Annotated in this window: 7 protein-coding genes; 3 read left to right on the top strand and 4 right to left on the bottom strand. The window is 38.8% G+C overall.

Features of this window, described 5'->3' with window-relative positions; genetic code table 11:
- The first annotated feature begins 85 nt into the window (after nt 1–85).
- The 3 genes from F9U64_RS20125 to F9U64_RS20115 all read left to right on the top strand — a co-directional run bounded on the left by F9U64_RS20125 (nt 86) and on the right by F9U64_RS20115 (nt 3,105).
- A complete protein-coding gene (locus tag F9U64_RS20125) occupies nt 86–1,327 on the top strand; it encodes an ABC transporter substrate-binding protein (protein ID WP_153406688.1) in 1,242 nt (413 codons plus the stop codon).
- Nucleotides 1,328–1,412: 85 nt separating this feature from the next.
- A complete protein-coding gene (locus tag F9U64_RS20120) occupies nt 1,413–2,282 on the top strand; it encodes a carbohydrate ABC transporter permease (RefSeq protein ID WP_153406687.1) in 870 nt (289 codons plus the stop codon).
- Nucleotides 2,275–3,105, top strand: a complete 831-nt coding sequence (locus F9U64_RS20115) for a carbohydrate ABC transporter permease (RefSeq protein WP_153406686.1) — start codon at nt 2,275–2,277, stop codon at nt 3,103–3,105. The genes F9U64_RS20120 and F9U64_RS20115 overlap by 8 nt, the downstream gene beginning before the upstream one ends.
- Nucleotides 3,106–3,645: 540 nt before the next feature.
- On the opposite strand, the gene F9U64_RS20110 is transcribed toward F9U64_RS20115, so the two are convergent.
- The 4 genes from F9U64_RS20110 to F9U64_RS20095 form a co-directional block, all read right to left on the bottom strand.
- Nucleotides 3,646–4,527 (bottom strand): carbohydrate ABC transporter permease, encoded by an 882-nt coding sequence (locus F9U64_RS20110; protein WP_153406685.1) that lies wholly within the window; start codon nt 4,525–4,527, stop codon nt 3,646–3,648.
- Nucleotides 4,517–5,389 carry a carbohydrate ABC transporter permease gene (locus tag F9U64_RS20105; protein WP_153406684.1) on the bottom strand — a complete coding sequence of 291 codons (873 nt, stop codon included), beginning with the start codon at nt 5,387–5,389 and terminating at the stop codon, nt 4,517–4,519. Before F9U64_RS20105 ends, F9U64_RS20110 begins: the two co-directional genes overlap by 11 nt.
- A gap of 76 nt (nt 5,390–5,465) precedes the next feature.
- Entirely contained in the window at nt 5,466–6,773 is a 1,308-nt protein-coding gene (locus F9U64_RS20100; protein ID WP_153406683.1) for an ABC transporter substrate-binding protein, read from the bottom strand.
- Nucleotides 6,774–6,906: 133 nt separating this feature from the next.
- Nucleotides 6,907–7,773 carry a helix-turn-helix transcriptional regulator gene (locus F9U64_RS20095; RefSeq protein WP_153406682.1) on the bottom strand — a complete coding sequence of 289 codons (867 nt, stop codon included), beginning with the start codon at nt 7,771–7,773 and terminating at the stop codon, nt 6,907–6,909.
- Between the last annotated feature and the right edge of the window lie 172 nt (nt 7,774–7,945).

Raw genomic sequence — 7,945 nt, 5'->3', positions numbered from 1 at the left:
CACACCATAAAAAAGGTGTTAAAGAAATTTTGAGAAAACAATAGTATTTTAAAGATATTTGAATTATATAGAGGGAGAGAATGATATGAAGAAAGTATTGGTTTTCTTTTCTATTATCGCTGTGACGCTCGTTCTTGTAGCGTTTGGAAACTCTGTTCTAGGTTCTAGTGAAGAGGAAGCGATGCAGTTTTATGTGTCAGGGGATACCATTGAAGGCTCGGCTCTGACGAAAATGTCAAAAAAGTATACAGAAGAAACTGGTGTGAAAATCGAAGTGGTAGATGTCCCGTATAGTGACATGATCACCAAACTTAATAACATGATACGTGCTGAACAACCACCTGCCTTAGCGCGAGTGACTGGATTTAATCCAGGATGGCGGGGAAGTTTACTGGATTTGCAGGAAGTTGCAGAGAAAAATAATGTAAGAACAGAATTAGGAATCACCGTAGATGACCAACTGGTTGCTCCGCCTCTTGATCTCACTGCAGTCGGAATGTTTATCAATGTTGATTTATTTGAAGAAGCTGGTGTCACCTTTCCAACCAGCGAAGATAACATTTGGACATGGGACGAATTCCTTTCTAAAGTAAAGACCGTTAAAGAAAACACAAATGCGAAATATGGAATGGTAATGGATAATTCCGAACACCGGTTAAATGCCTTTCTTTATCAGCATGGCAGTAAAGGTTTTTACCGTGAAGATGATCAATATACAACAAACCCTGAAACAAAAGAGGCTTTGCAGAAATTTGTTGAGTTAAATAATAGTGGTATGATGCCGAAGTCAGTATGGACGGCCAGTGAAGATCCGGCATTTATGTTCAAAAGTGGCTTAGTACCTGCCTATATGTCTGGTTCATGGCAAATAACAGATTTCGCTTCCAATATTAAAGATTTTGAATGGAAAGCTGTCTACATGCCATATGAAGAGGAACGGTCAACAAATCTGGGCGGAAACTATTTAACCGCATTTAAAGGCTCAGGTTATGAGGAAGAAGCGAAGAAGTTCATTGACTGGTTATATCAAAAAGACAATTACGAAGAATTAGCTTCTCTTGGCGGATACCTTCCTGTTGTGGAGGATGCAGATGTGGAATATAACTTAGCACCAGAAGTCTATGAATTATATAACAATGAAATTGAGGCTTCAGCTGAAGTTGCTAATGTGCAGCGAAATAAACTTGTCAGAAAACAGCTTGTAGCAAAAAGAAGTCTTAAAGATGTGCTTGCAAATGAGATGATCAACACATTAAATGGCCAACAAAGCCTTGATAAAGCAATTGAAAATGTGGAATCTCAAATGACAGAAACCTATATTGAATAATCTCTGATTAATAGCGACCTGTCCTGGTCGCTATTTCAGACACTACATATAACAACAACAGAATAGATTACAGGAGGTAAAGGAATTGAGGAAAGCGAATCAAAAATGGGCATTTCTATTTATATTTATTAATCTAGCTTTATTTCTATTATTTTTTGCATGGCCGGCAGCATTTGGTGTCTATTACTCTTTTACCGATTATAACGGAAACGTGTCATCCTTTGTCGGATTAGCCAACTATATCGAGTTATTCCAGGATACAAGCTTCTACAAATCATTATGGAGAACCTTCCTTTATACTTTGTTAGGCGTCCCTTTCATTGTGATAACATCACTATTCATCTCCGTTCTGCTTGTAAGCAAGCATACAAAAGGAAAAAATGTCGCGAAGGTAATTTTCTTCCTTCCGTGGCTTGTTTCACCAATTGTAGTAGGGGTATTGTGGAGATGGATGTTTGGCGAAAGCTTTGGCTTCATTAACTATGTGATTCAGCTGATCGGCGGTGATCCTGTACCATGGTCGTCTGATGGAACATTCGCCTTTTTAGTTGTTTTATTTGCAACAGCTTGGATGCATGTGGCATTTAATATGCTTCTATTCATCGGGGCACTGATCGCTATACCGAAGACCTTGTATGAAGCGGCTGAAGTAGATGGCGGAACAGGCTGGCAGAAATTCTGGTACATAACATTGCCATCTATCAGGCCTACAATGTTTTTAGTCGTTTTGTTGGCTGTGTTTAATTTAATGAAGGAATTTCCGATGGTACAGGCACTGACAAATGGGGGGCCTGGGACAGATACCACTTTTCTTGTACAGTATATCTATGAAACTGGTTTTAATCAGATGCGAGTAGGATATGCCAGCGCAGCCTCTATGGTACTGTTTGTCCTGCTTCTCGTATTTTCCCTGCTTCAATTCAAATTTACAAAAGGGGGGAAAGTAAATGACTAAATTACATGATCGCGTCTCTACTATATTATTAACAACCGCTCTTTATATTGTGGCGGCAATGTATCTTTTTCCGATTCTCTGGCTTTTGTTAAGTTCATTAAAGCCTGGCAGTGATTTATTTTCTTTTCCGTTGAACTTCTTCCCGGAGAATCCGACACTCGAAAATTATTCCTACTCATGGGAAACAATGGAATTCATCAAATATTTTGTAAATACGTTGTTTGTTGCTATTGTGACAACAGTATTAACCGTGATTGCAAGTGCCACATGTGGTTATGCACTTGCAAAATATAATTACAAATGGCTTGGTGTCTTTTTCATTTGTATATTGGCGACAACGATGCTTCCGACAGAGGTTATCATGAACCCGACATTCTCGGTTATTCTCAACCTTGGATTGTATGACAGTTTGGCTGGTTTGATTATTCCTTCCATTAATACAGCAACGGGAATTTTCATGTTCCGCCAGTATTTTATGAGTGTGCCTGATGATTTACTGGAAGCGGCAAGAATGGATGGCGGGAATGAAGGGGTAATCTTCTTCAAACTTATGCTGCCGATTGCAAAGCCTGTTATCATCACACTGGCTATCTTCTCTTTCCAGTGGAGATGGAATGACTATATCTGGCCATTAATCGTACTAAGTGATCCTGACAAATATACTGTGCAAATCGCGCTAAGAAGTATTGTCGGTGCAGATAATATCGACTGGGTTCTGCTCCTGTCATCATCTATTATCTCACTAGTGCCAATGATTTTAATTTTCATCGTTTTCCAGCGATATATTATGGATACCGGATCTACCTCCGGATTGAAAGGATAAGAAAGGGGACAGATTTTTGTCCCCTTTTTGTGTGTCGCGGGTAATTGCGTATTGGATATAATAAAAATAGGGAAGTTTTCTATATATTGTGGAGAGCTTATTTTATGTCAAAATCAACGGTTCAGTAACTGCAGGTTTGTCGGTAGAAAACTTTTTAAGAACAAATCTAGATTGGAGTAGCCATAGATTTGTTGATAAAAACTATTTTAAGAACAAATCTAGACTAGAGTACCCAAAGATTTGTTGATAAAAATCATATTAAGAACAAATCTAGACCAGTGCAGCCCGAGATTTGTTCATAAAAACCATTTTAAGAACAAATCTTGACTAGGGTACCCAAAGATTTGTTGATAAAAACCATTTTAAGAACAAATCTCGACCAACACGCTAAAGATTTGTTGCTAATATTACCTCTTCCTACTCTTAGGAATTGAAAGTCTTTTAATGTAAACTGAGACTTCCGCGGGATTTGAGGCCTAATCAAAATCCCGCAGGAAGCGCAGTTATTCCACCGAAACGTATTCCTTAGAACCGCACCAATTATCCTTTAATCCCCGTAATTGCAACACCTTCAATAATCTGTTTTTGTGAAAAGATATAAACAATAAGCACAGGAATGACGGAAATAACCGTTCCTGCCATCATTAGCGGCCAGTTTGCTGTGTACAATCCTTTAAAGGAGTTTAAAAGAATAGGGACAGTGAATTTTTCTGGTGTGTTTAAATAGATTAATGGATCAAGGAAGTTGTTCCAAGATTGCAAGAATGTGAAGATTGCGATTGCTGCAAGTGCTGGACGAATTAATGGCAGAATAATATTCCAATAGATTCGTACATAGCCGGCTCCATCCATGATTGCCGCTTCTTCTAATTCTCTCGGAATCCCCATAACAAATTGCCTTAGTAAAAATACAGCAAATGCGTTGAATAATGCACCAGGCACAACAAGGGAGAGGTGTGTGTCAAGCCAGCCGAGCTGATCCATTACTAAATATAAAGGAATCATGGTTACCTGTTTTGGAATCATCATTGTTGCAAGGAAAAGAATAAACAGGACGTTCGCGCCTTTAAAATTTATTTTGGCAAAAGCATATGCAGCCATGGAAGCAGTAATCAATGTACTCAGCACGATCACAACAGTAATATAAAAACTGTTAAAATAAGCTAAGCCAAATGGCATGGCTAAAAGGGAATCAATATAGTTACTCCACATGACAGGGTCTGGTATCCATTGCGGCGGGATGACAAAGATCTGCGCCATATTTTTCAATGAGCTTAAAATCGTCCAGATGAATGGAAAGACCATAATAAAAGAACCGGCAATCAGTAAAATATGGAGCAATATTTTCGACAAGTTTTTATTATTTTTCGTATGGGCCTGGTCCAGCACCGTTGCAGATTGGAAGTCGATATTATTTTTCATAGAAAACCCACCTGTCTTGTAGTTTGAATTGAATGAGTGTGAAAATTAAGATGATAACGAACAGGATGATTGCCGCAGAAGAGCTTTGTCCCATTGTAAAATCGACAAATGCCTGCTCATAAATATGAAAAACAATCGTGTAGCTCGCCTTGGCCGGACCGCCTTGTGTCATGACGAAAGCCTGATCAAACACCTGGAATGAAGAAATGATTGTCATGATGGTGACAAAGAAAGTAGTTGGTGTTAATAATGGTAAGGTAATATGACGGAACTTCTGAAAACTGGTGGCACCATCAATGGAGGCAGCTTCATAATAACTCTGTGAAATCCCCTGAAGGCCAGCCAGAAAAATAACCATGTTGTAACCTAAGCCCCACCAGATACTCAATAATGCAATCGAAGGAATAACCCATTTTGTATCTGTCAGCCACATCGGTCCATCAATGCCGATATAAGACAACAATTGATTGAGAATACCGAAATCACCATTTAATATCCACATAAAAATAATCCCGACAGATACCGAACTTGTAACAACAGGCATAAAGAAAAATACTCTGTATATTTCTTTTCCTCTGATTTTGTTTAAACCAATCGAAAGCAGGAGCGAAATGAATATACCAATAGGAACGACTAGGAACATATAATAAATCGTGTTCAGCATTGCTTTCCAGAAATCAGGGTTTTGAAATTGGGATACATAGTTAGTAAGTCCAACAAATTCGGATGCTCCAAACCCATTCCAGCTGGTAAAACTTAGTGTGAAAGCATAAATTAACGGTACTAAAGAAAAAATCAACAAGCCAATCAATTGAGGGCTGATAAATAAGAATCCCCATAAATTCGGTCTGTTCCGATACATATTGTTCACCTCATTTGCAATATGCCAAGAGAATATAACCTCTTGGCATATTGATTTTTATTTTGTAAAAAGTGTGTTATTTCATGTGTTCCTCAATAATCTCGGCAACTTTCTGGATGGTTGTATCTGCATCTTGTTTGCCAAGGAACATCAGATCAATTGTTTCGGTTATATCACTGTTCAGTCCAGGGAATTGTGCATCCAATGCAAGGTTAGAACCGTGCGTCAAGCCAGTTTCACGCGCCTCAAACATATATTCAATATGTTTATCCGTAGTTTCTGATAATGCACTTGCCTCAATTGTATTAATCGATGGCAGAGCATTTCCTCCTTCACCTGTCCGTAGTTCCTGACCTGCTGTGCTGACATAATAAGATATGAATTTCATTGCCTCTTCTACATGCTCATTTTTGCTGTTGACTGCAATATAGGCAACAGGGATGGCAACCTTTTCCTGCTTGTTTCCTGTATTTGTCGGGAAAGGAATATAGTCGTATTCTAAAGCACCGTTCTGGTCAAATTGCGGCGAGAACCAGCGGCCGCCTCCAATCATTCCTACCTGATTGGACATAAACATTGCATCAACACCTTGGCCTTGTGGCAGGGAGCCGGCATAGACGGCATTGCCATTCTGTACAAGATCATTCATAAAGTGAAATGCCTCTTTCGCTTTGTCATTATCCTGCAATACTAACTCGCCATTTTCGTCAAAAATCAAGCCTCCATTAGACCAGATCCAGCTGTACCAGTGTCCCCACCAGTTTTCCATCACGAGACCAGTTTTGCCGGCCTCTTTGATCTGCTCGGACACTTCCACAAACGCATCCCAGTTCCAGTTTCCTTCGTCAAAATATTCCTGTGGTGTTTTTGCACCTGCTTCTTCAAAAACTTTTTTGTTGTAATATAACACCATTGGGTTCGCATCAGGAGTGACGCCATAAGTTACGCCATCTTTTCTGGCAGGACCAAATAATCCTTCCGCGAAATCATCCAGACTTGCATAGCTTTCATCACTTGCAAAAAACTCATCTAGTGGCTGCACAACACCAGCTTCAATCAGCTCAGGCATTGTCGGCTCATGTGCATAAAAAATGTCCGGCCCCTTACTACCTTGAAGGGATGTCATCAGTTTTTGTTCATATTGATCACTGGCAACAGAAACCAAGTCTATCTTAATATTAGGATTTTCTTTCATAAATCCATCAATCCCGCGCTGATAGACTTTTAATTCTTCCGGATTTCCCCATGCCTGCATTGTCAGATTTACAGTCTCGCCATTTGTTTCTCCACCTTCGTTATTTGCTTCATTATTGCTGCTGCATCCAGTTAAGAACAAAATTAACCCTGCAAATAATAAAAAACTTATAATTGGCAACTTTTTCATTTTCATCAACCTCACTTTTATTGGATTGGATAGGGTGTTACGAGAGTTTCTATATTATGGATCATAACACCGTGACTATGGAAGCGCTTTAATAAATCTAATGACTAAGCATCATTTTGTGTACTATTCTCACCTATTTTTCGCAACAGGCTAATTCTCTGTATTCTAAAGGAGTTGCTCCTGTTGCCTTTTTGAAAATCTTACTGAAATATTGACTGCTGTTGATCCCGATGAATTCAGTTATCTCTGTTACAGACATTTCTGTTTTGGTTAAAAGCATTTTGGCTTTATCTATTCTTATTTTTGTTAAATATTCAATGATCGTACAATTCATCGTGTTCTTAAAAATTTTGTGCAGATAATTAGGGTGGAGGTGGACTAGTTGAGACAATTCGGCTGTTTTTATATCACAGTCATAATTTTCATGAAGATAGTTGACGATTATCGAAACATAATAATCCGCATCCTGCAGTTCTCTTTCTTTTGACTCTAGTTGATTACGGGAGATCTGGATCAGTAATTGAGAGATTAACAGATTCACCATAAATTTCTGCTCATATTTCTGATTATCCAGTTCAAAAACTAAACTTCTGAGCGAATGGTAGATTTCATTAATATCTTTTTGAATGATATAGGGCTTTTTGTTGCGCAGAAATTCCTTCACTTCCTCACATTCATTTGCCAGGGAACCAATTACGGATGATTGATGGCTTTTCTTAAGGATGAATTCGATATTGAGCATTCTGCATGGTTTCCCTTTTTCTACAACAAGCTGGTGGGGGACATTGCTGTCGATTAAGATGAACTGATTTTTTTTCAAAATAAGGGGATCGTCATTCACTACAATTCTGCTCTGCCCATTTACCATATACATAATTTCTATAGCTGGATGAGTATGTGGCGGCATATAGAATTCATGCCAGTCTTTATAATAATAATAGGTGACCTTTGGTTCGATAAACTCGTTCAGCAGGCTGTTGTACATGCTATATTTACACATAGATATCCATCCTTTATCTCAGATAATACAGCATATTCATTAGCGGAGAAAAGATGATAAGGAGAGGGGGCGGGACGATAAGGAGAAGCTGAAGGTGGGTGTGAATGCCATGAGGAGAAGGTCAGGAAAAGCTGAAGGTATTCGGAATGGGTGTGAATGCCTTGAGAGGAAA

The sequence above is a fragment of the Gracilibacillus oryzae genome, from assembly GCF_009498735.1.
GTDB classification, from domain to species: Bacteria; Bacillota; Bacilli; order Bacillales; family Amphibacillaceae; genus Gracilibacillus; species Gracilibacillus oryzae.
This window is presented reverse-complemented; position numbering and strand designations above follow the sequence as displayed.

Coding starts and splice junctions, on each gene's coding strand:
- F9U64_RS20125 (WP_153406688.1), top strand. CDS start 86: ATGAAGAAAGTATTGGTTTTCTTTTCTATTATCGCTGTGACGCTCGTT.
- F9U64_RS20115 (WP_153406686.1), top strand. CDS start 2,275: ATGACTAAATTACATGATCGCGTCTCTACTATATTATTAACAACCGCT.
- F9U64_RS20110 (WP_153406685.1), bottom strand. CDS start 4,527: ATGAAAAATAATATCGACTTCCAATCTGCAACGGTGCTGGACCAGGCC.
- F9U64_RS20105 (WP_153406684.1), bottom strand. CDS start 5,389: ATGTATCGGAACAGACCGAATTTATGGGGATTCTTATTTATCAGCCCT.
- F9U64_RS20100 (WP_153406683.1), bottom strand. CDS start 6,773: ATGAAAAAGTTGCCAATTATAAGTTTTTTATTATTTGCAGGGTTAATT.
- F9U64_RS20095 (WP_153406682.1), bottom strand. CDS start 7,773: ATGTGTAAATATAGCATGTACAACAGCCTGCTGAACGAGTTTATCGAA.